Source organism: Novosphingobium rosa NBRC 15208 (assembly GCF_001598555.1).
Classification (GTDB): Bacteria; Pseudomonadota; Alphaproteobacteria; order Sphingomonadales; family Sphingomonadaceae; genus Novosphingobium; species Novosphingobium rosa.
The window spans coordinates 1-22532 of record NZ_BCZE01000100.1 but is presented as its reverse complement, the minus strand read 5'-3'; the positions used below and the strand labels follow the sequence as shown (position 1 = coordinate 22532).

Sequence of the window (22532 nt, the reverse complement as noted above, 5' to 3'; positions counted from 1 at the left end):
GTGGCACCCGATGGGTGCGCCCAGCCTCTCCACCAGCACAACAAAAGGCGCCGCAGGCAAAAAGCCTAGGCGCCTTTCGATCATGAAAGCCTGCGGCGCGGCGACCTTGCTCTATGGCTGAACCCGAAGCGCCAAGGCTGACAAAAAATGGGAGCGCGAGGGGATAATCCCCTCGCATTTTCCCTTTTCTACAAAACCCTTACTGCCCCTGACCCTGCCGCATCTGGGCGACCGCAGCCTCAACCTCTTCACGCGTGATCGCGCCATCGTGGTTCGTATCGAAGCGGTCGAACATGCGGGTGGCGTTGGCAGCCAGCTCTTCCTTGGTGACCTTGCCATCGCCATTGGCGTCGGCGCGCATGACGCGCTCTTTCTGGCGGTCGGCCATTTCGGCGGGCAGGTCGGCGAAGTCCTTGGCGTCGATCACGCCGTCCTGATTGCGGTCCATGCGCTTGAACTGGGCGTCGACGAACTCTTCCTTGGTGACCTTGCCGTCACCGTTGGCGTCCGCGCGCATGATCATCTCCGCGGGGTTCATACGACCACCGGGACCACCGGGGCCACCTTCGGGCGGCTGGGCCAGCGCGGCCACGCCCGTGGCGGCAGCGGCGGCGGCCAGAGTCAGCAGGCCGAGGCGGGCAGGGTTGAGGGTGGCGAGCAGTGGGCGCATGCGATCTCTCCTTTGCCGCTGTGCGGGGCGGCATGGTGCCTTTTGCCGCCAGGCGGCGGCGGGGTGCTTTGCCGCCTCGTCTGGCGGATGCGGCCTGTATAGCGTCTGAATAACGCGCCATCTGTCACATCGTGTCGTCAATTGTCACGGCGGTGGGCGCGCGGGGGGACCGGCTCGTCGGATCAGGTCCGCTGGGCGCGGAAGCGGGCGAGGCGGTCCACCGCTTCGGTCAGCGTTTCGGGCATCTTGCAGAAACAGAGGCGCAGATAGCGGGTCTGGGGGTTCTGTGCATAGAAGGCCGAGACGGGGATGGAGCCCACGCCGCCTTCGCTCACCAGCCTTTCGGCCACCACCGCATCGGTCTGGGTGAAGCCGGAGGCGGCCAGATCGACGGTGACGAACCATGTGGCCGAGGCGGGGAGCAGGCTGTAGCCCGCCTCGCCCAACCCCTTGATCAGCGCGCGGCGGCCAAGGAAATAGCGCGATGCATGGGCGGAGAGCCAGTCGCGGCCCAGCGAGAGGCCGTCGGCCACCGCCCATTGCAAGGGTGTGGGGGTGGTGAAGGTGAGGAACTGGTGGCGCGCGGCGATGCGCTCGGCAAGGTCAGGCGCAGCGACGGCCCAGCCGATTTTCCAGCCGGTGAGCGAAAAGATCTTCCCCGCCGAGCCGACCTTCACCGAACGCTGCCGCAGCGAGGGGATGGCGAGGGGCGATATATGCGGCGTGCCGTCAAAAATCATGCCTTCCCACACCTCGTCGCACAGCACGATCAGGTCATAGGCCTCGGCCAGCTGGCCGATGGCCTCCAGCGTGGCGCGGGGCAGCATGGTGCCGGTGGGGTTGTTGGGCGTGTTGAGCAGGATCATCGCGGTGCGCGGGGTGATCGCCTCGGCCAGAGCGCCGATGTCCAGATCCCATGCCGGGGGCTTGAGGTCCACGAAGACAGGGATGCCGCCCGCGCGCTCGATCAGCGGCACATAGGCATCGTAGAGCGGCTGGACGCAGATCACCTCGTCGCCCGGCTCGACCAGCGCGAGGATGGTGGCGGCCAGCGCCTCGGTGGCGCCGGAGGTGACGATCACCTCGGCGGGATCGAGCGACAGGCCCTGCGTCTGGGCGTAATAGGTGCAGACCGCCGCCCGCAGTTCGGCAAGGCCGCGCATCGGTGGATACTGGTTCGAGCGGTCGATCAGGGCGCGGCGGGCGGCTTCGATCAGTTCGGGCGGATCGGGCAGATCGGGAAAGCCCTGACCCAGATTGACGGCATCGCTGTTGCGGCAAAGCGCTGACATACGTTCGAAAATCGTGGTGTTCTGGGTCATGGGTGGAAGCCTAGGCCAGCCCGGGTGCCTGTGCCAAGCGCAAAGCCGAGGCAAAGGGCGTGTGCTCAAAATGATTGCGCTACCATAAACTCCCTGCCATGACCGATTGATTCCTCATTCCGGGTATAGATTGATGGCAAGGACGCATTGGTCATTGCCCGGTTTTGCCCCCATATCGCCTCCAAACCGCACCTCTTTCGCAGCATCCTTCAAGGAAACACACATGATCGACGGCAGCATTCTGATCGGCGCCACGGCGCGCAAGCACGAGGGCGGGTTCCAGTCCGTCAACCCCGCCACGGGCGAGAACTTCGGCCCGCTGGTGTCCGAAGCCACCACGGCTGACGTGGCGGAGGCCGCCGCACTGGCCGCCGCCGCCTATCCCGTCTTCTCGGGCCTGAATCCCAACGCCCGCGCCGACTTCCTCGACGCCGTGGCCGAGGAGATCCTCGCCATCGGTGACGTGCTGATCGAGACCGCCATGGCCGAATCGGGCCTGCCCCGTCCTCGTCTGGAGGGCGAGCGTGGCCGCACCATGGGCCAGCTGAAACTCTTCGCCGCCGAGCTGCGCAAGGGTGAGTTCCTCGATGTCACCATCGATCCCGCCATGCCTGACCGCGCGCCCCTGCCGCGCCCCGATCTGCGCCGCATGAATGTCGCGCTGGGCCCGGTGGTGGTCTTCGGCGCCTCGAACTTCCCGCTGGCCTTCAGCGTGGCCGGTGGCGACACCGCCTCGGCCTTCGCCGCCGGTTGCCCGGTGCTGGTCAAGGGCCACCCCGCGCACCCCGGCACCGGTGAGCTGGTGGCGCGCGCCATCGCCGCCGCTGTCGCCAAGGCCGGTCTGCCCGAGGGTGTGTTCTCCTATCTGCCGGGCCGCTCGAACGAGCTGGGCGGCGCGCTGGTCACCGATCCGCGCGTCAAGGCCGTTGGCTTCACCGGCTCGCGCTTTGGCGGTCTGGCGCTGGTCAAGCTGGCGCAGGCCCGCAAGGAGCCGATCCCGGTCTATGCCGAGCTGTCGGCCATCAACCCGGTCGTGCTGCTGCCGGGCGCTCTGGCCGAAAAGGCCGAGGCGCTGGGCAAGGCTTTCGCCGGTTCGCTGACGATGGGCGCGGGCCAGTTCTGCACCAACCCCGGCCTGATCCTGGCGCTGGAAAGCGAGCATCTCGACACCTTCATCGCCGCCGCCAGCGAAGCGCTGGCCGGTGTCGATCCCGCCGTCATGCTGACGCCGGGCATCGCGGGCGCCTATGCCAAGGGCGTCGCCGCTCTGGACGCCAACAGCAACGCCACCCGCGTCGCCACGGGCAAGGAAGCGGGCCTCAACCGTTGCAGCCCCGCGCTGTTCAAGGCGAAGGCCGCCGATTTCATCGCCGATGAAGCGCTGGGCCATGAGGTTTTCGGGTCGTCCTCGGTCGTCGTCGTCGCCAAGGATGTGGCCGAGCTGAACGCCGTGATCGCCGCGCTGGAAGGCCAGCTGACCGCCACCATCCACAGCGTCGAGAGCGACAATGCCGTCGCCGCGCAGATCCTGCCGGGTCTGGTCGACCGCGTGGGCCGCGTGCTGGCCAATGGCTGGCCCACGGGCGTGGAAGTGTGCCACGCCATGGTCCATGGCGGGCCGTTCCCCGCCACCTCCGACGCGCGCACCACCTCGGTCGGCACGCTGGCGCTGACGCGTTTCCAGCGTCCGGTCTGCTATCAGGACATCGCCGATGGCCTGCTGCCGCCCGCGCTTCAGGAGGCCAACCCCTGGGGCCTGCCGCGCAAGATCAACGGTGTGTGGGAGCGCTGATCGAACTTCCATCCTGCCGATGAAGGAAGCGGCGGTTCCGAAAGGAGCCGCCGCTTTTTCGTTACAGCTTCACGTTCAGATTGAGATTGGCGTGAAAGCGGTTGAGCCCGGGATCGCTCTCCTGCCGCACCCGGAAGCTGTACCCCGTCTCCGCCGAGAGCGAGGTGCCATTGCCGAACAGCTTGAAGCGCGCCACCGGCCCCGCCACCTGATCCTGCGCCGGGGTCAGCGCGTTCAGCGTGCCCAGACTGCCGCTGGCGGTCATGCCCACCTTCACGTTCTTGTTCAGATCGACCAGCGCGATGCTGTTGTAGCTCAGGCTCATGGCCTGAGCCATGCTCAGCCCCTGCCAGCCCGAGACCTTCACCTCCACATCCACCGGCCCGGTGCTGTGTTGCAGCCGCACATTTGTGGCCATGCTGGAAAAGCCGTTGAACTTGTTGTTCACCGCCACCGCCAGCGTGCGCGACGAGCCGAAATTGTGATTGTTCAGCCGGTCCCAGGTCATATCCGGATCGTCGCCGGGCAGGGCGCGGGGGGCCTTGGCGTGGAAGGGATCGCTGTCGGTCACCTTATGGGTGATCAGCGCCATCCGCCCCCGATAGACCCGGCCCACGCTGGCCAGCACCTCATCGGCCATGCCCGCATCCATCTGCCGCCCGGCCTCGGCCAGCAGCGCATCGGCGAAATCCGGAAAGCCCGTGTCCAGCGCGGTGACGCCCACCATCGGCGGCAGCAGATCGGGTGGGGCGAGACCAGCGGCGGCGGCATCGGCGATGCCCGCCCCGGCGCTGTCTGGCGTGCCTTCTTCCGGCACCGGATTGTCACTCATCACCACCGGGCCGCGGTTGGTCAGCATGCGATGGTCGGGCGCCAGAATGTGCTGGGCCATGATCTGCGCCGTTTCATGCGGGGTATGGGCCTGCAATGGCAGGGCCCAGACACAACTCATCATCGCCAGAGCATAGCTGGCACGCACCGGAAAGAAACCCGGAGGGGGAGAAGCGGGCAACCGACAGATCACGGATCGCTCCGTAGCAAAACTTAGGTGAACCAAAGGTGTAACACACCATTCGGGCTCTGTGCAGAGGGCATCTGGGGGCTCAAACTGTGGTTTAGCGCTCCAGCATACCTTTCCATTCCGGCTGCGACTTCCTATTTCGGCGGCAAGGAGAATTCTTTCATGACGACGCATTCGACTCGCATGCTGATTATCGGTTCCGGCCCGGCGGGGCTGACGGCGGCCATCTATGGCGCGCGCGCGGGATTGAACCCCATCGTGGTGCAGGGCCTGCAGCCCGGTGGCCAGCTGACCATCACCACCGATGTCGAGAACTACCCTGGCTTCCGGGAGGCTGTGCAGGGCCCCTGGCTGGTGCAGGAGATGCAGGCCCAGGCCGAGCATGTCGGCACGCGCATGATGTGGGATACGATCACCTCGGTCGATCTTTCGGGCCCGCCCTTCCGCGCCTATGGCGATTCGGGCGATGTCTATGAGGGCGATACGCTGGTGATCTGCACCGGCGCTCAGGCCAAGTGGCTGGGCGTGGAAGGCGAGCAGAGCTTCTCGGGCAAGGGCGTGTCGGCCTGCGCCACCTGCGACGGCTTCTTCTATCGCGGCAAGAAGGTGGTGGTGATCGGCGGCGGCAACACCGCCGTGGAAGAGGCGCTCTACCTCACCAACCACTCCGACGACGTGACGCTGATCCACCGCCGCGATTCGCTGCGCGCCGAGCGTATCCTGCAGGAGCGTCTCTTCGCCCATCCCAACATCAAGGTGCTGTGGAACAAGGCCGTGGACCGCTTCGTCGGCGCCGAGGGCGGCGCCCTGACCGGCGTGGAGCTGACCGACACCGTGACCGGTGAGACTTCGGTGGAGCCCGCGCAGGGGGCTTTCGTCGCCATCGGCCACGCGCCCGCCACCGAGCTGTTCAAGGACAAGCTGGCCGTGGATGACGGCGGCTACCTGATCGTCGAGCCCGGCACGCCCAAGACCGCCATCCCCGGCGTCTTCGCGGCGGGCGACGTGATGGATCACACCTACCGTCAGGCCGTCACCGCCGCCGGCACCGGCTGCATGGCCGCGCTGGACGCCGAGCGTTTCGTCGCCGCGCTGGATTTCGCCAAGCGCGAGAAGGTGGAAGGCTGAAGGGAAAAGGAATGCGAGGGCCCCTTCGCGAGCGCTTGTCGCGCGCGACAAGCCAAGGCGCCCCTCGCGCTCCCTTTCATGACTAGGTTACGCCCTGGCCAAGCCCAAGAGCACGCATTCACAGCGCCGTAGGTTTTGGCCTGCGGCGCTGTTTGCGTCAGGCCGACGGGCCCGCGCTCATCGCGCTGGAAGCGGTGTTGAAGGTGGTTTTCAGCTGATTGCCCAGCCCGCGCATCGCCACGATCGCGGCCACCGCGATCAGGGCCGCGATCAGGCCATATTCGATGGCCGTCGCCGCGCGTTGATCCACCACGAGGCGTTTGAGCAACAAGGAAAGTCTGGATGGTGTGCGACGCATAGTGACCCGAATCGTTGGTGAAGGAAATTGTTCCCTTCTTGCCGGTCAGATACCATCCAGACTCTTGATAACCTGTTGCAGCAGCCAGAGTCTCGCATCCGCCTCGACAAAGGAATGGCTCGCCCCCTCGCACCGCGCGAGCCGTTGATCCTTGGCATGCCAGCCGGCCACAAAGGCCTGCGCCGTGCGGTCCTGCCCGGCGATCAGGATCGAGACCGGGCCTGAAAACCGCCCCAGCCCCGCCATCATGCGAGCGGCCAGATTGTCCGGCGCTGACGCCGCGCGCGGCTTGGCCAGAGCGAGCAGGCTGCCCACCAGACCGCGCAGCGAAACCTTGCCCGTCAGCAGCCGCAGCAGCGCCGCCGGATTGGCCAGCCTCGCGCGATAATGCGCCCTCAGGCTGGAGACTTTCGCGTCGGCCTGCGCTTCGGCGCTGGCGCCTTCCTCCTCGCCCTCGAAGGTCCACGGGTTGGAGAGGATCACCCCGTCCGCTCCGCAACCATCGCCCAGCATCAGCGCGCTGGCCGCATCGCAATTGCCCAAAGCCACGATCCGCGCCTGAGGGGCCTGCGCCCGCAGCCAGCCCAGCGCCGCGGCGATATCCGGGCCAGAGCCGCGATAGGTCAGATTGGCCCCCTCGCTGTCGCCCACGCCGCGCCGGTCGAAACGCAGCACGGGGAAGCCCGCACGGGCCACCTCCGCCGCCAGCCAGGCCTGACCTTCCCAGGTGCCGCTGCGGATCTCGTTCCCGCCCGAAACGATCAGCAAGGCCGCCTTTGCGCCTTCCAGACGGCCATCCAGCGTCGCGCCCATGGCGCTGCCCTCGCAGGGGATGGTGAAGCGGCGGCGGCTCATGCTTTTGCTCCATCGCGCAGGCCGATGGCGAGGATGGCGGCCAGAGCATCGGCTTGTTCGCGGCTTTCGCCCGGTTCGGCGCGGAGCCAGAGGGGCGCGCCGCTCACCAGTTCCTGATCGATCGGGGAGACGCCTTCCGTCGCAGGCTGGGCCCCTCCCAACTGAGCGATCATCGCCGCCCCCAGCCGATATCCGGCCAGTTCGAGGCCCTGCGCCCGGCCTTGCTCCATCAGTGCGTCCTGCCGCTCTTCCACCCCGGCCTCGCGGGAGGCGATGATGCGGGCGCGGATCAGCTGGCGCAGAATGCTGGCCCCTTTGATGGGCGCATAATGCCAGCCCGCTAGCCCCTCCGGCGCCGCCAGAGCCCCGCCACGCAGCGCAAACACGGCTTGAGCGCCGGTGTCTTGCGCCAGATCGCCCATCGCCTTGCGCCACAGCGCCAGATCAGCCTGCTCAAGGGGAAAGTCCGAATCGCCCGTGCCCGGCAGATCGGGCAGGATGCAGGTGATGCCGCTGTTCGCGAGCCGCCGCATCACCTCGACCGACAGACGGCGCAGGCGATGGCCTTCATCCAGCAGTGCGGGCACGATCAGCAGGCGCGGACCGCTCTCGCCCAGCCATAGCGCGCTATCGGCATGGCGGCTGCCATCGGGCGCCGTAAAGCTCCAGTCCGTATAGCGCATGTGCCCCCCGTTGCGCGCCAGTCAGGCCGCGACCTTGCCCTGCACGAAGCGCAGCAGCGCGCCATAATCGGCCAGCAGATCGCCATCGACTTCATCGTCCTCGATCACGATGTCCAGCCGGTCCTCGATCTCGGTCAGCAGGCCGGCGACAGCCATGGAATCGAGTTCGGGCAGATGGCCGAACAACCCGCTGTCCTCGTTCAGCGCCTCCACCTGCGCGGGCTTGAGGCCCAGAACATCGCCGAGAATCCGGCGCAATGTAAGGTCGATATCCTTGGTCATGCTGTCCCTTTGGGCGTTATGCTTCTGTTGTTTCGGTTCTGAACATGGTTACTCGTTCAGAAATCTTACGGCGGCTTTAATGGAGCGCTTAAAAGCTCACAAGCCCCGCTTCTTGACTCTTGCGACCAAGGTCGAGGCCCACATGCGGCCCAGGGCAGGCCATTGGCTCACCGCGCGGGGATCGATGGCCTGCAAGCGCCAGCGGTTGCGCTGCTGCTCCATCCAGTCGCGCTTGTAGGGATCGTCGCCCGTGCCGAAATCCACGAAACGCACCTTGTCCTCGTCGATCACCGTCTGGAACAGCGCGGCGGAGAGGCTGGTGCCGGGCGAGAGCGGCTTGGCCTCCTCGATATAAGCCAGCTTATGGATAAAGGCCGTGCCCGCCTCCACGGTCCAGAGCTGCGCGGCGACCGGCTTGCCCTCCGCGCGGGCGAGGCCCAGGCGCAGGCGGCCTGCTTCGGCTTCCTCGCGGGCGAAGCGTTTCAGGAAGGGCATGGAGCCTTCCTCGCCCTTCCAGCTGGCGGCGTAGATGGCCTCGTAATCGGCCCAGATCGCTTCGGAAACGTCGCAATGGATCTCGCAGGTCACCTTCTTCGCCTTGCGTTTCAGCGTGGTGCGCAAAGGGCCGGGGCGGGCGGCGAGATAGTCGGCATAGGAGCGGTCGGCCACATCCAGCCAATGGTTGATATCGCAAGTCGCCACCTGCACCACCCATCCGGCGGCGCGGAAAGCCTTGGCCAGCAGCTGGATCTGCTCTTCCGGAATCTGCGAAAGCGTCAGCCGGCTGCCGCGATGCTTCACCTCGCGCGCCAAAGCCTTCAGCAGGGCGGGGCCATCGGCGCCGGGTGTGAGCAGCGCGCGCAGGCGGAAGGTGTACCAGTTGGCCAGCCCCTTCAGCCCTTGATCGTCATGCGCCAAGGGCAGGGCGGCCAGTGCGTCTCCCTGTCGCGCCACCGCCAGAATCGGCGCGACGGCGCATTCCTGCTGCAGCGCCAGCCACCAGCCCAGCCGGTCGAAAGGCCCGGCCACGCCCGGCTCGCTGCCCGCAGCCAGCGCCAAAGCATCCGCCAGCGCGCAATCGCGTTGAACTTCCTTAAGATCGGCGTGATAAGCCAGCGAGATCACGACAAAAGGCCCCGTTTCATTTCATCATGCCTTATTCCAGCGACGTTACCGGTAAAAGCGCCGAAATCACGGCCCTTCCGCTCGATCACCTCGCTCTGCGCGGCGGGGATGAGGCCCCCGCGCTGGTGCTGCGTAGCGGCGTGCTTAGCTGGCAGGACTTAAGAACGCGTGTCGCCCGCCTTGCCGGCTGGCTGAAAAATCGTCTGGGAGAAGCGGCTTTTGGTGGCGAGCATGGCCCCCGCGTGGCCAGCTGGGCCGCCAAGGGAGAGCTGACCTGCCTGCTGCCGCTGGCCGCCGCGCGTGCGGGCTGCATCCATGTGCCGATCAATCCGCTGCTGAAACGTGCGCAGGTGGCGCATATTCTGGCCGACAGCGGGGCGGTGCTGCTGATCGCCACGCCATCGCGCCTGACCACGCTGGAGCCGGGTGATCTGCCGGATGGTTGCGCGACGCTGGAGGAAGCCGGGGCGTTGGCCCTGTCTGAAACCGCTCCGCCACTGGCCCCGTCACAGGCCGATCCGCATGCCCTGACGGCCATTCTCTACACCAGCGGCTCCACCGGGCGGCCCAAGGGGGTGATGCTGTCCCATGCCAATCTGTGGTTGGGCGCGGAGAGCGTTGCGACTTACCTCGGGCTGCAGGCCGATGACCGCGCGCTGGCGGTGATGCCGCTCAGCTTCGACTATGGACAGAACCAGTTGCTCTCGCACTGGTATGTCGGGGGCAGCGCCGCGCCGCTCGATTACCTCACCCCGCGCGATGTGGTGAAGGCCGTGGAGCGCCACGGCATCACCACGCTGGGCTGCGTGCCGCCGCTGTGGGTGCAATTGACCGAAGCCGAATGGCCCCCCGAAACCGCCGCCAAACTGCGCCGCTTGACCAACACCGGCGGCGCGCTGACGGTCGATCTGGTGCGGCGCATGCGCACGCTTTTCCCTGATGCCCGCCTCTTCGCCATGTATGGCCTGACCGAGGCCTTCCGCTCGACCTATCTCGACCCATCGCTGATCGACACCCACCCCACCAGCATGGGCAAGGCCATCCCCCATGCCGAAATTCTGGTGGTGAACGATGCGGGCGGAATCGCGGCGGACGATGAGGAAGGCGAACTGGTGCACACCGGGCCGCTGGTGGCGCAGGGCTATTGGCGCGATCCCCAGCGCACCGCCGAGCGCTATCGCCCCGCGCCGCAAGGCAGCATCTATGGCGGCATGGCCGTGTGGTCGGGCGACCGGGTCAGGCGCGATGCGGACGGATTGCTCTATTTCGTGGGGCGGCGCGATGCGATGATCAAATCCTCGGGCAACCGCATTTCCCCGCAGGAGGTGGAGGATGCCGCCCTCGCCACAGGGCTTGTGGCCGAGGCGGTGGCGCTGGGCCTGCCCGATGCGCGGCTGGGTCAGGCGGTGCATCTGGTGGTGCGCGCCGTGCCGGGTGCAGAAGACGCGGAGGGGCTGCTTCCCAAAAAGCTCGCCGCCGATCTGCCCAATTTCATGCAACCCAAAGTGATCCACTGGAAAGAGACCATGCCCATCGGCCCCAACGGCAAGCTCGACCGCACCGGTCTCTTCGAGGAGATCCGCGCTGGTCTGGAGGCGCAGGCATGAAGCCCCTCGGCCCCATTCCCGCAGGCTTTGCCGCGCGCGACGGCGTGTTGGCGGTGGACGGCGTGAAGATCACCGAACTGATCGCCCAGGCCGGGGCGACGCCCGCTTTCGTCTATTCCTCCGGCATGATCCGGGCGCGGGTGGCGGCCTTGCGCGCCGCCATGCCCGAGGCTCTGGCGCTGCATTACGCCGTCAAGGCCAACCCCTTCGCGCCTCTGCTGCGCCTGATGGGCACGCTGGTCGACGGGTTCGACATTGCCAGCGGCGGCGAACTGGGCATGGCGCGCGAGGCCGGTCTCGATCCCTCGCTGATCAGCTTCGCCGGGCCGGGCAAGCGCGATATCGAGCTGCAGGCGGCGATCATGCAGGGCGTCACCCTGAACCTCGAATCCGCCGCAGAAGCGCGCCGGGCGCTCATTATCGCCGAGAAGCTGGGCAAGACCCCGCGTCTGGCCATCCGCGTGAACCCCGATTTCGACCTGCGCGGCAGCGGCATGAAGATGGGCGGCGGCGCCAAACCCTTTGGCATCGACACCGACAAGGTGCCCGCTCTGGCCCGCGAGATCGTGGCCTCGGGCGCGGAATGGCGCGGGTTTCATATCTTTGCCGGGTCGCAATCGCTCGATGGCGCGGCGATTGCCGAGACTCAGGGGCAGGTGCTGGATCTGGCCGTGCAGTTGGCGCAACAGGCCGATGTGCCCCTGCCGCATCTCAACATCGGCGGCGGCCTTGGCATTCCCTATTTCAACGGCGATTCGCCGCTGGACCTCGCCCCCATCGGCGACGCGCTGGGGCAGCGCCTGAACAACCGCCCCGATGTGCTGAAAGACACGCAGCTGGCCATGGAAATGGGCCGCTTTCTCACCGGCGAGGCGGGCGTCTACCTCACCACCATACTCGACCGCAAGGAAAGCCACGGTGACATCTTCCTCGTCACCGATGGCGGGCTGCATCACCAGCTGGCGGCCAGCGGCAATTTCGGCACCGTGGTGCGGCGCAACTATCCCGTGGCCATCGCCACGCGTTTCGATGCCGAGCCCGAGGAAGAGGCTAGCGTGGTTGGCTGCCTCTGCACCCCGCTCGACCGGCTGGCAGACAAGGGCCATTTCCCCCGAGCCGATGTGGGCGATGTGGTGGCGGTGTTCTGCGCCGGGGCCTATGGCGCCTCGGCCAGCCCCTCGGCCTTCCTCGGCCAGGGGCCGGCGCGCGAAATCCTGATCTGAGATACGCGAATCCCCGCATAAGCCCTTGCGCGAATCGTCCCATGGCGAGACGCTGGGCCTGCCGCGCCTGTCCCCCATAGGGACATCACCGGGGGAAACCCTCGCAAAACGGCGGAAAACCGGCCTCTTGCGGGTGGATGACTAACCCAATGTTTAGTTGGGATTCCTGAAATCATTTGATAATATTGCGCCAGAAAGACAAAACCATCCTCATATTCGCCAATGGTTTAGCGAGGCAGTTTCAAACCAATCTGGGGCCTCGCTGGGCTGGAGAAGGAGCTGGTCCATGGGCATTGATGACCTCCGCGCCGCTACCGAGGATGATGTCACTGCCGCGCTCGATCGCGCCTGGGTCGAGCTGCCAATCACCACCCCAGCCGAGGCGCTGGAGCTGTTCAATGTGATGCTGGACCACCTGACCAGCGAGCGCGCCCGGATCGAGGCCGAGGATGCGGCCCGGATCAGCGATGAGGTGCGCCGCAGGTCGAATTAACGCAGACTGCGCGCTACTCGTTTCCAGACAACGTCGGGCGGTAGCGGCAGGACAACATCAAGCGGTCCTGGCCCCACCAAATCAATCCTTGCTGGAGCCACCTTGCGCCGATGTAGGGATCGGCACTGGGTGCACCAGAAGCGCCGCCGCACGGACTGCATCTGGTCATCCCATCCGCGCCGCTCAAAGTGCCACCAGAGGCCGACCGACTGAAAGATGGTTGAGTGCCCACAGCTGCAGACCGGCTCAACCGACTGGTGGAACGCGACGGCAAGTACAAGGCTGGTCGCTCGCCTCTCCGCCGGTATTCGCCTGCCCGCCACCTCACAGGGCCAGCCCTAACTGGCCATCATCGATCTTCGGCGGCAGATCGTGCCGGTGCTCGATGATGGCGTTCGCCAGCTCGAGCGCGGCATCTTCGCGCATGGAAGCATAGGGGGCCGTGAGGCCAGCACGCGCCCAGCCAGGGGCGGAGAGAAGGGCCTGAGCGATAGGGGTGGGGTCGATTCGTTCCATGGACAAATGAGAACATATATGGAACATTGGCGCAAGATGGAGCGAGCAAGGAGCCGATTCGATGCCCCTATCCAATGAACTGCAGGTGATGCTGGAGCAGAAGGTCAGCGACAAGATGCTGGCTCAATGGGTGCGCCGCCATGCGGTTGCGATCCGCGATGCCTTGGAGATGGATGAACTGACGGGATCCGGCAGGATCGTGGCAATCCCAGAGATCAATCTTGCCGACATGCCCGCCTTTGTGGCGCAGATGGAAGCTCGGCGGCGCGGCGGATGAACCCTCCGCCGCGATCAAATAAGGAATGGCGGATTCCTGCCGTTTTGTGAGGTTCGATCAAGAGCGCGATACCCCCACCGATACCCCACATTTTGGGGCGGTCAGGCCTGGTCTTCGCCCTCTGCCCTGCGGGACAGCTCGCGCTCCACGGCCTGCCGGAGGAACTCAGACTGCGGCTCCTTGGGGGCCAGCGCGGCCTTGATGCGCGCGAGCGTGCCCGACGGGAACCGCGCCGTCACCTTTTCCTCCGGGTCGTTGATCCGAGTCCTGCCCACGCGCGACGGGTTATCTGCCACCATCAATTGAGTCGAGCCTCAGTTTTGTTGCCACCATCTATTGACAAATAGATGCCACCACCTATTCTGGCAACACCATCCCGCGAACATGTCCTCAGGGACGAAGGGCGGGCTGGCGGACCTCGCATAACGCCAGTCTTGAAGTGGAGAGCAGACAGTCGCGCGACGCCGGAAGCATCAGCTCCACACCGGCAATTGAGATCCCGAGCGAAACCTTCGTGTTGATCCGGCGAGCCATAGAGGTGCGAACCGGGGAGTGGTGGGAGTAGGCGGCACGGCGCGGCACCGTGATGACAGCCCGGAAAGCTACGGGAAGGACATGGGAAGGTGCAGCCGGTCAGCGGGTGCCCTTGAGGCGGCGAAAGCCTGGGCCTTTCCACCAGTTTTGCCCGATGGGCATCCGAGCCGACTTGGGCGTCGTTAAACGGCCCCGTTTCTGGATCGAAACCAGATTTGGCAGGGAAGTTTGGGAGTTGGGCCCCGCCTCATAGTTCAGCCCACGGGAATGCTACCCGTAACAGGTCGGTCCGCGCCGTTAAGCGGGTTGGGTGGCGGATGGCCGGGGGATCTCGGCGCCGCCACCCTTTCTCCATATCCGATGGAAGGGCAGCATGGCCGATATCTGGTGCGCTGAGACTTTCGAAGTGGCGCTGCCCTCTGGGCCGACACCGAAGGCCGGCTACGTCTATCGCAGTTTGGGACTTTGGCAGGAGATCCGGCCATCCCCCAAAGGACGCAGGCCAGCGCAGTGGTCGCTCACACACCTGGGCACTGGCCACAAGGTTTGCTCGATCAGGGGCGATGTCGCCACCGCGTTTCCTGTCGCGACCGAGATCGCAGAGGCAGGAAATTGGGATTTCCTGTCGCTCGAAGGCTGGAAAGACCGGTTTCCCGATGTCTACGAGGTGGTTGGAGAAATCCTGTCTCGCCACGCCAAGATCGCTGCCCGGAACGGTGGGCCGCGCAATCCACACTCCCATGCTGTTGCGCAGCAGATCGCGGGAAACCGGCCATGAGCCAGCCGGAGCCATGGCGCCACTACAGAGGTGGACCGCCGCCAGTTCCCGAGGGAACCCATGTCGACATATGCATTGGCAACGATGATGTGTTCATAGATGAGGTTGTTCACCCCGACGAATGGGCTTGGGGTAACCCGCTGCGAGGGGAGCGCATCACTCATTGGCGCCCGACCATCGTCCGCACACGACCCGGATAATCCCTCCGCCGCGACAATCTCAGGAGTGGCGCGAATGCGCTATTTTCGACCCACGGCGAAAATGGTCGATACCCCCACCGATACCCCGCATTCAAGCGATGCTCCATTCGGGGTACGCCCGATCAGCCAGGAACCGATCCAGCCCGGGCATGGTTCATCGGGTATGCCACTCGCGAGATTCACCTCAAAATTAGACCCCTTGTTCTGGGAACTCTGGTCTGACTTTTCGGCAGATTGCCGCAGGATTGGCGCCCAAAACCACAGGAATAAGCCGGTTCTACTTCCGACCCTGCCGCTGGCACAAGCGTATTTGGTCGATGACCAATTCGGCAAATATCTCGAAGCCAGAGATTTTTTCAGCGGATGCCCAAACCTGCTCCGACACGACTGAGCAAGCTAGATCTGAGTAATACGACCTTTTTATGTTATACCCGGCTACAAATCCTCAGCCGTTGCCGTAATATAGTTAAGCGGGCTTAAACTCCTCAAAGCTTGCATCCGTGGTTTGTGTATCCGGGCAGCCAAAGCGGCCCGTTCCGGATACACAATTCCTCTCTGGGTGAGGCATGCAGTGAGCGCTGACAAACGGCCTATTGTTGAATTCGCGCTGCTCACCGCCCTGACGATCTTGAGCATCCTCATCAGCATGTTCCCAGGCGAATAGCCCGAGCAATGCGCCACATGCCGGCGCACTGGCCAATTAACGTAGATCAGTCATTTAGCTGGTTTTTGCGCTTCTCATTCTGCGCGGACCCGATAGGCATGCTGAGCGGACTTTCTCGATTCCAAGTCCGTCATTTGCATTTGCCGGTTGCGACCCGTTTGAATGCAAGGCTCACAGTGCCACCGCTTCTCACCAGGCGAGCGATGGCACTGTGAGGGTTGGCTCCGGATCGAGGGGGAACGCGAGGCCCCAAGCGAGCCAACCAAATAGCCACCAACCTCAGAGCATAGCAGCCCTGGGCAAAACCCCGGCGGTCTGCAGCGCAGCGATCCATGCCTTCGCCGCCAAAGCCAGCGTGGGATTGTTCATATGCAGGAGGTCGCTCTGCAGGCCTGGACATGCTGCCCCGCCCCCGTTGGGCATCACGCCGATCGCGGTGCGGAGGTTCGCCCCCAGCAGCACCTTGGGGTTCCCGGCATAAGAAGCGACAGCCGCCTGCCAGCCCGGGATCAGATCCGAGGTGTACCAAGCATCGAGGCCAGACGTGAGACCGTAGCAGGTGAAGCCCAGCGCCACATAATCCAGACCGGCATTCAGGAAATAATCAGTCATGCGCTGGATGCCGAGCGTGAACTCGGCGGCGACGGTGCCCATCGTCTTATCGCCCTGGCCGATGCTGAAGATCAGCATCTTCCGATCATAACCCTGACGGTTGGTGTGCGGAAGCAGGGCCGCCGCAAGCGCGCCGTTGGGATCGAAATAGGCATCCGTACGCGGATAGATGTAGCCGGCCACGTCCTGGGCGCGGGCCGCACCCATGAAGAGCCAGGGGATATTGTCAGATCCGGTCACCGTCCCACTGGTGTGGGTCGGGGCAACGGTGGAAGCGGCCGGAATGGTAGCATTCAGCGCAGAGACATTGGTCCCGAAGGTGTTTTTATAGACGTTGCCATTGTTGAGGACATAGGTGCCGCGCGTCACGAGCATGTTGCTCACCCAGGCCCGCAGCACGCCCACCCAGTTATGCAGGAGGGATGTGGTGCCAATGGCGGTCGGGTGAACATCGGCCCAGATCCCCAGCTCGCCGCATCCCGTGATGAAATTCGTCCACCACCCACGATTTCCGCCGAGCGTCACCGTGCCATCCGCCAGCTTTGACGCAGGAATCGGGTCAAAGTGCGGTGCCGCAAGGTTCCCGGTCTGCGCGGGCTCCGTCGCCGCGCCATTTTCATTGGACTGGCCAACCACAGAGACGAGCAAGCGCGACTTCGGGAGCAGCACATCCCCATAGGTCAGCATCTTCGTGGGGTTGGACGACAGGGTCTTGGCGATATGCCGCAGATTGAGCGGCAGGCTTCCGGTCCACGCCATCGCATGGAACAGACCCGACCAGGCCATGGCATAGGTGGTGTTGGAGGTCGCGTTGCCATCGATGACGCCACCGCAGCCGAACCAGAAATGGCTGGTCAGATTTGAGGTCGCGAACAGCGGCCCGATGTTGACGATCGTCGGCAACCGGTCGACCGCGTCCAGCTTGCCATCGACGTAGAGATAGACGTTCCCCTTGGGGCCATCGATCGCAAGCATGACGCTGTGGTCGTTACCGTCGAACACGATGCTCTTGCTGTAAAGGCCCGCCGAAGTGCCGCCGGATGTGTTCGCGAACACTGCGATCTGGCCAGAGGTCCGCGCCGAGAAGAAAAGCCCCTGCAGGTTCGCGCCCCCGCTCGGCTGCCCATTGCCCATGATATAGACGTTGGCAGCTGGCGCAGGCGCTTTCACCCGGAAAGCAAAGACGAGGCACTGGGTAGCCAGATTGTAATTCAGGAAGTTGCGCGGGATATACGCGGCCTGCCCTGTAGTGCCCGCAACACTGGTGAAATAACCGGGCGTCGTCCATGCCCCAGTTCCGAGGTTGGACAGCACCGTGAGGTTAGCGCCGTGGCCAGACAGATCCTCAGCATCGCCGAGGCTGCTGCTGACGGCGCCTTGGGACATATCCACGCAAGCCATATAGGCACCCACCGGACGGCTCAGGCCACGCGATGTTGCCCATGTGTCTTTCACGTTGTCGCTGAGCGCCAAGCCACGCGCTGCAGGATCAATGCCCTGCGCGGCAGCGAGATGGGGCACCATGACAAGGCCCGGGAGCATCGCCGCGAACCGGCGCCGAGAAAGCGTCGTTTTCATGATAAAATCCTTGGGAAAAGGGCCAATCGCGGCGGAGGAATTATCCGCCGCGTTGCACAGGAGATCGGCGGAAATCTGCCATTCCTCACAATGGCGATACCCCACTTCGATACCCCCAGTTCTGGCCATGGCTATTGCCGGAGGGCGGCGTTGAGCGTGCCGCTGGTGACGGTGACGGACAGGCAATAGGCCACCCCGCCGGTGGTGGGCGGCACATCGACTGCCTCGTTGGCGTTGCCGGTGTAGGTGCCCCAGCTGGTGCCAGCGACGGTCAGCGGGTTGACGGTGGCGCAGCTATCCACGCTGGTGCCCACGGCCATCGATCCCGCCCAAACCCCAGTTGAAACAAGACGAACGGGATAGCCGGCCTGCGGCACGAAGGGTCCGAAGGTATAGGCGCCTGCGCTACCAGCGCTGTTGCAGCCGGTCACGGTGCTCGCAGTCGTGGTGGCGGAGACCACACAAGGCGTGGAAGAGGCCGCAACATTGCTGCCAATGGGCTTGCCGGTCTGATCAAGCAGCACCACCCCCATGGATGGGCAAAAGCCGCCAGTATAACATTGGGTGGCCGGCATCTTGGGCTGAGCCCGGGCCGGGGTTGCCAACCCTAACACGAGGCCAAACGCTGCGATCGCCACCAGCGCGGTCAGGGCGGAGAGCGGGCGCCGCACCGCCTTAGACCTTCAGTGCCTGGAGCTGGGCATCCAGCGCCTGAATCTGCGAGTGCGTATCGATGATCTGCGCGTTGAGCGCATCAGCATCGGTACTCGCCAGTCCGGCCTTGATGGCCTGCAGGTTCGACACCAGCGTGGGGAAAAGGGTGGATACCTGGGCGGCCAGAGCCGCTGCCGATGCCAGCAGTTCGATTGCCTGCTCTTCGCTCATGGCCATATCAGTTCGCCTTCAGAATGCCGAGAGCGACGAGCTGCGCCGGCAGGTTGTTGAGGGTGGTGATGGCGGTCGCCAGGTCGGCCGAGTTGCCAGCCTGCTGCGCAGTGAAGGCCGCCGCTTCAGCTTGGGCACCGGTGTGCATCAGGGTGATCGCCTGCTGGCATTTGTCGGTCGTCTGAGCGGCGGGAACCGAGCAGACGGCATTGACGCTCTGTTGCCCCGATTTCAGCGCGGTCTGAGCGGTCAAAAAGGCCTTGTTGGCGTTGAGCCGCACCGTGCCTGCACACGCACAGAGCGAGGTGGAGAGCGACAAGGCGATGGCGAGATGAATGGTGCGCATTAGGCCTTCTCCTCCCCGTTGGCATCCGCCACCTTTTCGGGGATCGGCGGCGTGGTCGCGGCAGCGGCCAGGATATCCTTCGCGGACGCGGACGAGGTCACCCGGTTGCTGACATAGGTGCCCACCACGGCGGCGATCTGCCGCACCACGCCCTGCCAGCCGGTGGCATCATTGGGGATGGCACGGGCGATCAGATTGCAGCCCTGGTGGATGATGAAGATCAGAAGGACGAGAGTTGCTGGGTTGAGCCCCAGCGCCTGCGCCAGATCAGGCGCAAGATTGGAAATATCAGACATTGTCGAACCTCGTGAGGTTGTTGGTGCGAATGATGGAAGCGAGCGTCTCGGCGTAACCTTCGCCGGTCGCGTAGATCGGGCCCATGATGGCCACGAAGGCGTAGACATCTGGCAGCTTCGCGCGCGCCTTGGCGTAGAGCGGCGACGTGGCCAGCAGCTTCGCGTGGGCGTCAAAGAAGGCGTCGGGCGTGTCGAAATCCTTGAACCACCGCTTGCAGGGCACGCGCTCGCCCTGCCAATTCTCATGCGTGGGGCAAAGCGTCGCAGGCTCCATCGGCGTACCGGGAACGAACGGAAAGACCGCGCCTTTCACGCGCGCGGTGATGCCGCCATAGTTGTTCTTGCCGCTGACCTTCTTGCCCCAGCCGCTTTCGAAACCCCATTGACCGATCCCAACGCTGGCCGGGCTCCCCCAATGTTTCATCGCAGCGATGGCAGAGGCGGCGATGGATTGCGGAATAATTTGCATTACTGATCCCCTCCGGCGATTTCGGCAGCATGAATCTGGGCGGCCTCGATGGCCTCGGCCTTGATCTGGGCGTCGCGCATGGCCCGCACCTTCGCGACCACCTCGACCGCCTTTTCGGGCGCCGTCTCAAGGATCATCAGCAGGGCATCCAGGCATTGCGTCAGATTGCGGATCTTGTGCCGGTCAAGCGCTCGCTCGGCCTCATGCTTGGCCCGCTCACGCTTCATATCGGCTTCAACACCTTCAACACGCTGGAGCAGGATGGCCTGAAACCTCTCTTCGGCTTCCATCTCGACCTTCTTGAGCGGGACGCGCTGTTTGAACCATGCACCAGCGGCGCCACCGATCGCTGCGAACAGCGCGGCCCAACCGGTCCAGCTTGCGAACGAGGAGAAGGGGGGAGGGCTGATATCGGCCATCAGTTGCCCACCGCCGGCACCAGCTTTAGTCTCTCGCGCTGTTCATAAGCCATGCGCAGCGCCCAGAACTCATGCATGCGCACAGACCAGATGACGGCAGGCGTTCCGTCCTCGGCCTTTTTCTGCTGAGCGACGGTGCGCGTAAGGGTAACCGTTTCCATGCGGGGCACGGGATAGGTCAGCGGCGCGTCGGCAGTCGCCGGCACCACCGTCGATGCGAAGGTGCCGTCGGCATTCAGGATCATCTTGCCATCGCCGTCTGTCGCCGGGACGGTGCGCGCCGGAAGGCCAGCGATGATCACGGCTTTTCCTGACGCGTCGACCACTGCTACGCGGTCAAAGACCGGTTCGTCATAGGTGATGGAGACAACCTTCTGCATCGGCCTGCCGTCAACCATGACGATCTGTGGTTCCTCACGCGTCGCTACCCGCGTGACCTGCTGCTGATCCTGATATTCCTCCTCGACATTCTCCATGTCGGGGTCGGTGCCCAGAACTCCCCACTCGAAGGCATCAAGTCCATGGGCCTGAAATCGCTCCTGCACCTGCTGCGCGCCGATGCCTGCATGCTTGCGCGCCACAGACGCGCCTTTGGCAGCAATCGCATCGTTGAACTGAAAGGCGATCAGATCGACCTCGCCAATCGCATCCAGCACTGAGGAGAATTGGCTGTCCGAAAGTTTCCCCAAAACCTTCTTCTGGGTGAGGTCGGAGGTGTTGATTGTGGTGGTGGCCGCATACAGCTGGGAAAAGCGATGGCTCGCATCACCCAACGTCGTCGCATTATCCACAGCTGGCCGAAGGTTCGATACATCGAACTGGATGCCGCCGGCGCCTTGGGCTCCAGTACCGCCAAAGGCGACCATCGCGGAATCATAGATTCCGGACGTGACGCCAGAGGTGCTGAACTGCAAGGCTTGGGAGGAGGCGGTCGCTTTCGATCCGAAGATGATGACCGCCCCAGCGGTGCTAAGGCGCAAATTCGGCGAGGTGACATTGCCGGAACCATCGACGGCGAAGCCATTTGACGAAAACGCATTTTGGCTAAAGACGACGCCATCGAAATTGACGCCGCTCGCGCAGGCAGGAAAATCCTTGGCCGCGATCAGCGTACCGCCGCTGGACACACTCTGCTGCCCGTTTGCATTACTCGACACCAGCAAGCCAACGCCAAAGCCCACCGCACCGGCCTGGTTGGAAAGGCTGATGGCAGCATCGTAAACCGTTCCCTGAACCGCGTCGTCAGGCATGGCTACGATTTGCAGGCCGCTCTTATAGGCTACCGTGGCGCCAACGCTGGCCTGCACATTGATCTCGGCAGAGGTCAGGTTCCGCAGACAGGTCGCGCCCGAATACGCAACAGCGAGCGAACTGAAACCGAAAACCTGGGCCTTGCTGTCGGCCATGGTAAGGGCGGTGCCCCCCATGTTTGTCGTGACGCTGGTGAAGAACTGGCGCGCGACGTAGTTCGGATTTTCGCTGGACGCGTCGGGGGCGCCGCGAATCTGGAGATAGTCCAGCGCTAGCTGCACGCCGCCCACATGGTCCTGCCCGATATAGGCATAGGCATTCTTGAGGGTGGTAAAGGAGGTCGGATAGGCTGAAACCGGAACGAGCGGAGACGCCGCCGTGCCGAACGGCTCGGTATCGCTCACCAGATCCTGAAACGGATAGGTCGAGCCGGTCAGCTGGGTAAGGGCCGTGGTGCCGAGGATCTGGCGCCTGACCGCCTCGACATTGTCGAGGATCAGGGTAGCGCGCTCCGCCAAGCCGCCTTGCACCGCCTTCTGCGATGGTGCGACAGTGGTCAGCTCACCCAGGTAATCCTGCACCGATCCTTCCGGTAGGACTGCCATGCTGGTCGCAATGGGATCGCCCTTTTCATCATAGCCGGCAAAGGTATTCGCCCGATCGGCCTTGGGCGGAAGGATAACCGTGTCTTCGCCGAGCGGCACCTTGAGAGAGCGCCCGCCCTCACGCAGCAAAACCTGATCGCGAAGCACCGCCTTGTCATAGGCATTGTTGTAAGGCGAAGCCTTCCAAGGCGATCCGTCTGCAAACAGGGTGTCCTGCGTGAACGCCGGATCAAGGTAGATCACCACCTCCGCGCCATCCGCCACCGGAGAATCGAAGGTAACGGTGCCGCCCGCAGATGCCTGCCCCGCTGGGCCTGTCGCCGTGACGGTGAAACCCGTCGTCACAGCGACACCGGCCATCTGCACCGAGACATCGGCCACGTTCACGATGGTGAACGTGAACGGAAACGCCGTCGTAACCCCATTACCGATGTAAGGGCCGTCGAGAGCATTGGTGGTGGAAACGGGCATCGAACCTCACCGGCACGGGGAACGATGCCGGTCTAAGGGGCTGGGCCTGCGGCTTGAATCGCAGGCCCTGCC

General features: G+C 64.4%; 26 protein-coding genes. 8 read left to right on the top strand and 18 right to left on the bottom strand.

The genetic code is table 11. From position 1 onward, the window contains the following. Positions 1-199: 199 nt before the first annotated feature. Entirely contained in the window at positions 200-670 is a 471-nt protein-coding gene (locus tag SR3_RS27125) for an EF-hand domain-containing protein (protein ID WP_068093438.1), read from the bottom strand. A 182-nt stretch (positions 671-852) separates the two neighbouring features. After that, on the bottom strand, positions 853-1992 hold the full coding sequence (locus SR3_RS27120) for an aminotransferase (RefSeq protein ID WP_068093434.1): 1140 nt from the start codon (positions 1990-1992) through the stop codon (positions 853-855). A 223-nt stretch (positions 1993-2215) separates the two neighbouring features. On the opposite strand from SR3_RS27120, the gene SR3_RS27115 reads away from it, so the two are divergent. Then, the gene (locus SR3_RS27115; RefSeq protein ID WP_068093430.1) at positions 2216-3784 is read left to right on the top strand and encodes an aldehyde dehydrogenase (NADP(+)); all 1569 of its coding nucleotides are present in this window, start codon (positions 2216-2218) and stop codon (positions 3782-3784) included. Positions 3785-3845: 61 nt separating this feature from the next. Here the strand turns inward: SR3_RS27115 and SR3_RS27110 are convergent, their stop codons facing one another. Beyond that, positions 3846-4808 (bottom strand): hypothetical protein, encoded by a 963-nt coding sequence (locus SR3_RS27110; RefSeq protein ID WP_157099147.1) that lies wholly within the window; start codon positions 4806-4808, stop codon positions 3846-3848. A gap of 159 nt (positions 4809-4967) precedes the next feature. Between SR3_RS27110 and trxB the strand changes: the two genes are divergently transcribed. Next, positions 4968-5933, top strand: a complete 966-nt coding sequence (gene trxB, locus SR3_RS27105; RefSeq protein ID WP_068093422.1) for a thioredoxin-disulfide reductase — start codon at positions 4968-4970, stop codon at positions 5931-5933. A gap of 157 nt (positions 5934-6090) precedes the next feature. Here the strand turns inward: trxB and SR3_RS27100 are convergent, their stop codons facing one another. The 5 genes from SR3_RS27100 to SR3_RS27080 form a co-directional block, all read right to left on the bottom strand. Beyond that, the gene (locus SR3_RS27100; protein WP_407668217.1) at positions 6091-6261 is read right to left on the bottom strand and encodes a Flp family type IVb pilin; all 171 of its coding nucleotides are present in this window, start codon (positions 6259-6261) and stop codon (positions 6091-6093) included. A 75-nt stretch (positions 6262-6336) separates the two neighbouring features. Continuing rightward, positions 6337-7146, bottom strand: a complete 810-nt coding sequence (locus SR3_RS27095; protein WP_068093415.1) for a hydrolase 1, exosortase A system-associated — start codon at positions 7144-7146, stop codon at positions 6337-6339. Then, the gene (locus SR3_RS27090; RefSeq protein ID WP_068093412.1) at positions 7143-7829 is read right to left on the bottom strand and encodes an alpha/beta hydrolase family protein; all 687 of its coding nucleotides are present in this window, start codon (positions 7827-7829) and stop codon (positions 7143-7145) included. Before SR3_RS27090 ends, SR3_RS27095 begins: the two co-directional genes overlap by 4 nt. Before the next feature lie 21 nt (positions 7830-7850). Then, positions 7851-8111, bottom strand: coding sequence for an acyl carrier protein (locus SR3_RS27085; protein ID WP_068093407.1), 261 nt, complete (start codon positions 8109-8111; stop codon positions 7851-7853). Between the two features lie 96 nt (positions 8112-8207). Continuing rightward, entirely contained in the window at positions 8208-9236 is a 1029-nt protein-coding gene (locus SR3_RS27080; protein WP_068093405.1) for a GNAT family N-acetyltransferase, read from the bottom strand. Between the two features lie 26 nt (positions 9237-9262). On the opposite strand from SR3_RS27080, the gene SR3_RS27075 reads away from it, so the two are divergent. From SR3_RS27075 to SR3_RS27065, 3 genes are all read left to right on the top strand, one after another. Further along, complete coding sequence (locus tag SR3_RS27075) at positions 9263-10843, top strand: acyl-CoA ligase (AMP-forming), exosortase A system-associated (protein ID WP_068093403.1); 1581 nt, start codon at positions 9263-9265, stop codon at positions 10841-10843. Further along, positions 10840-12066 carry a pyridoxal-dependent decarboxylase, exosortase A system-associated gene (locus tag SR3_RS27070; protein WP_068093401.1) on the top strand — a complete coding sequence of 409 codons (1227 nt, stop codon included), beginning with the start codon at positions 10840-10842 and terminating at the stop codon, positions 12064-12066. Before SR3_RS27075 ends, SR3_RS27070 begins: the two co-directional genes overlap by 4 nt. 286 nt (positions 12067-12352) lie before the next feature. Then, complete coding sequence (locus tag SR3_RS27065; protein WP_068093397.1) at positions 12353-12559, top strand: hypothetical protein; 207 nt, start codon at positions 12353-12355, stop codon at positions 12557-12559. A gap of 324 nt (positions 12560-12883) precedes the next feature. Here SR3_RS27065 and SR3_RS30955 read toward each other — a convergent pair whose 3' ends face one another. Continuing rightward, on the bottom strand, positions 12884-13075 hold the full coding sequence (locus SR3_RS30955) for a DUF6771 family protein (protein ID WP_157099146.1): 192 nt from the start codon (positions 13073-13075) through the stop codon (positions 12884-12886). A gap of 61 nt (positions 13076-13136) precedes the next feature. Here SR3_RS30955 and SR3_RS27060 point away from each other — a divergent pair, with 61 nt between their 5' ends. Then, positions 13137-13352, top strand: coding sequence for a hypothetical protein (locus SR3_RS27060; protein ID WP_068093394.1), 216 nt, complete (start codon positions 13137-13139; stop codon positions 13350-13352). 101 nt (positions 13353-13453) lie between these two features. On the opposite strand, the gene SR3_RS27055 is transcribed toward SR3_RS27060, so the two are convergent. Then, on the bottom strand, positions 13454-13651 hold the full coding sequence (locus tag SR3_RS27055) for a hypothetical protein (RefSeq protein ID WP_068093388.1): 198 nt from the start codon (positions 13649-13651) through the stop codon (positions 13454-13456). A 608-nt stretch (positions 13652-14259) separates the two neighbouring features. Between SR3_RS27055 and SR3_RS27050 the strand changes: the two genes are divergently transcribed. After that, positions 14260-14664, top strand: coding sequence for a hypothetical protein (locus SR3_RS27050; protein ID WP_068093385.1), 405 nt, complete (start codon positions 14260-14262; stop codon positions 14662-14664). Positions 14665-14898: 234 nt separating this feature from the next. Then, entirely contained in the window at positions 14899-15255 is a 357-nt protein-coding gene (locus tag SR3_RS31690) for a hypothetical protein (RefSeq protein WP_157099145.1), read from the top strand. A gap of 552 nt (positions 15256-15807) precedes the next feature. On the opposite strand, the gene SR3_RS27045 is transcribed toward SR3_RS31690, so the two are convergent. The 8 genes from SR3_RS27045 to SR3_RS27010 all read right to left on the bottom strand — a co-directional run bounded on the left by SR3_RS27045 (position 15808) and on the right by SR3_RS27010 (position 22460). Beyond that, positions 15808-17718: a hypothetical protein gene (locus SR3_RS27045; protein ID WP_157099144.1), complete on the bottom strand. Its 1911-nt coding sequence runs from the start codon at positions 17716-17718 to the stop codon at positions 15808-15810. A gap of 131 nt (positions 17719-17849) precedes the next feature. Next, the gene (locus tag SR3_RS27040; protein ID WP_157099143.1) at positions 17850-18242 is read right to left on the bottom strand and encodes a hypothetical protein; all 393 of its coding nucleotides are present in this window, start codon (positions 18240-18242) and stop codon (positions 17850-17852) included. A 151-nt stretch (positions 18243-18393) separates the two neighbouring features. Then, the gene (locus SR3_RS27035; RefSeq protein ID WP_068093375.1) at positions 18394-18609 is read right to left on the bottom strand and encodes a hypothetical protein; all 216 of its coding nucleotides are present in this window, start codon (positions 18607-18609) and stop codon (positions 18394-18396) included. A gap of 1 nt (position 18610) precedes the next feature. Further along, on the bottom strand, positions 18611-18949 hold the full coding sequence (locus tag SR3_RS27030; protein ID WP_068093373.1) for a hypothetical protein: 339 nt from the start codon (positions 18947-18949) through the stop codon (positions 18611-18613). Beyond that, positions 18949-19245: a hypothetical protein gene (locus SR3_RS27025; RefSeq protein ID WP_068093370.1), complete on the bottom strand. Its 297-nt coding sequence runs from the start codon at positions 19243-19245 to the stop codon at positions 18949-18951. The genes SR3_RS27030 and SR3_RS27025 overlap by 1 nt, the downstream gene beginning before the upstream one ends. Further along, positions 19238-19714, bottom strand: a complete 477-nt coding sequence (locus tag SR3_RS27020) for a glucosaminidase domain-containing protein (protein ID WP_068093368.1) — start codon at positions 19712-19714, stop codon at positions 19238-19240. The genes SR3_RS27025 and SR3_RS27020 overlap by 8 nt, the downstream gene beginning before the upstream one ends. Then, entirely contained in the window at positions 19714-20133 is a 420-nt protein-coding gene (locus SR3_RS27015) for a hypothetical protein (protein ID WP_068093365.1), read from the bottom strand. Before SR3_RS27015 ends, SR3_RS27020 begins: the two co-directional genes overlap by 1 nt. Continuing rightward, complete coding sequence (locus SR3_RS27010) at positions 20133-22460, bottom strand: tail fiber domain-containing protein (RefSeq protein ID WP_068093361.1); 2328 nt, start codon at positions 22458-22460, stop codon at positions 20133-20135. The genes SR3_RS27015 and SR3_RS27010 overlap by 1 nt, the downstream gene beginning before the upstream one ends. Positions 22461-22532: the final 72 nt, after the last annotated feature.